The 1,786-nt window shown below is 68.7% G+C and carries 1 protein-coding gene; it reads right to left on the bottom strand.

Going from position 1 to position 1,786, the window contains the following annotated elements; genetic code table 11:
* Positions 1-37: 37 nt before the first annotated feature.
* Positions 38-1,681: an IS1182 family transposase gene (locus J5X86_RS50125; RefSeq protein WP_208523225.1), complete on the bottom strand. Its 1,644-nt coding sequence runs from the start codon at positions 1,679-1,681 to the stop codon at positions 38-40.
* Positions 1,682-1,786 lie beyond the last annotated feature (105 nt).

The following is a 1,786-nucleotide window of genomic DNA, read 5'->3' as shown; positions in this document are numbered from 1 at the left end:
GGACTCTGTTGGTCGATGTGATCTGGGCTTTTGTCGATCAGGCCGCGTGGCTGAGGGCAAGTTGTTCGTAGTGGGAGATTCGTGTCGTGCCCAGCGGGGTTCCGGTCCACCAGGCGTCGAGTCGGTAGAGGTTGAGTGCGGCTGCGGTCAGGACCTGGGCCAGAGAGGTTTTGGCGAGGCCGCGGTAGCGAGTACGCCGGGTGCCGGTGCGCCGCACTGCCTGCGAGATGGTGCCCTCCACCCCGGCCCTGGTGTGGTAGCGCTTCTTCCATTCCTCGGTCTGCTGTTCTGCCCGACGTTGTTGGAGGAGTTCGTGCTCTTCGCGCGGGAGCAGTGTCAGGACGCGGTAGGCGGCCGTGGTGCAGGTGTCTTTGGCCGGGCAGCTGGTGCATCCGGCGCCGGAGAAGTCGATGTGGACGCGGGGTTCGCCGCCGATGACGGTGTCGCTCCAGCGGGTGCTGATCCGGCCCTGCGGGCAGGTCGCCTGCCGGGTCTGCCAGTCGATGCGGAAGTCGGTGGCGGCGTAGCCGCTGCCCTGCAGGGCCGGCCGGCCGCCGGCCTGCCTGACCGGCCCGATGACCTCGACGCCCAGTGCACGAGCCTGAAGGATGATCTTCGCGCTGGTGTAGCCGCCGTCCACGTAGTGTTCGGCCGGCTTCAGCCCCCGCTCGGTCAAGGCATCGTGGACGGCGGCGGTGAGCTGGTGATCGTCCGTCGTGGCCGGTGTAGTGGCCGTGCACGTGATCAGGTGTGGGAGGCCGTCGTCGCAGCTCTCGGTGAGATGCGTTTTGTAGCCGTCCCAGGTGGATCCCCGCTTCACCCCGCAGCGCGCGTCCCCATCGTGCGGGGAGACGATGCGTGCCGCTCCCGGAGGGCGTTGTTTGTGTCCGCGCCAGCGCACCCCGCGGGCGTCGCGCTGGTACTCCTGGGCCCACACGGTGCGCAGGAGCACGACCGCCTCGAGGCCGGCGAGGTGGGCCGGGGTCGTGGGATCGTCGAGAGCGTCGAGGAGTTCGTAGCCGTCGCCCCCGACGTTCTCGGCGAACGCGGTCCGCTCGGCTTCTCCCTTGGGCAGCCGGTAGGAGTCGGCGCGTTGCCGGTAGCGCGCGAGCCAGTCCGCGTTGACCGCGTCGGTGCCGGCCAGCCAGGCGGGAGCGGCCACCGCCAGAGCCTCCAGGGCGCAGCGCATGGTCTCGGTGACGAACTCCAGCCGGTTCAGGTCACGGATGCAGGCGATGACATGGGTGGAGTCGGTGCGGGCTCGACCGCCGGCCCGCAGCAGGCCCCGCCTGCTGCACTGCGCGAGGATGGCGTCCAGGATCTGCTGCTCCAGGCCGTGGGCGATCAGCCGGTCACGGAACTCGCTGAGCACCGAGAAATCAAAGCCAGGATTGGCCAGTTGGAGGCCGAGGGCGTACTTCCAGTCGATCCGGCCACGCACGGCATCAGCGGCCTGCCGGTCGGTCAGCCGCTCGGCGTACTGCAACACGCTCACCAGCGCCAGCATCCCCGGAGACACGGACGGACCACCTCGATGTGCGAACGCCGCCACGAACCGCTCGCTTTCAAACACCGCCCCGAACTCGTCCCTGATCCGCATGGCCAGACACCCGCGCGGGAACGCAGCACGGGCGACCCTCGCCGTGGACTCAGGCACCGCAGGCGCAGGCAACGGACGCATCGACATGATCTCCCCCTCGCCCCCAGGAAACAGACCCGACAACGAGCAGTGTCCACCGCACCCGAAGGTCATTTCAGGTGAACCATCACATCGACCAACAGAGTC

This window comes from Streptomyces sp. NEAU-YJ-81 (assembly GCF_017592595.1).
GTDB lineage: Bacteria > Actinomycetota > Actinomycetes > Streptomycetales > Streptomycetaceae > Streptomyces > Streptomyces hygroscopicus_B.
The sequence above is the reverse complement of the archived record's forward strand: the minus strand, read 5'-3'. Positions and strand labels throughout refer to the sequence as shown.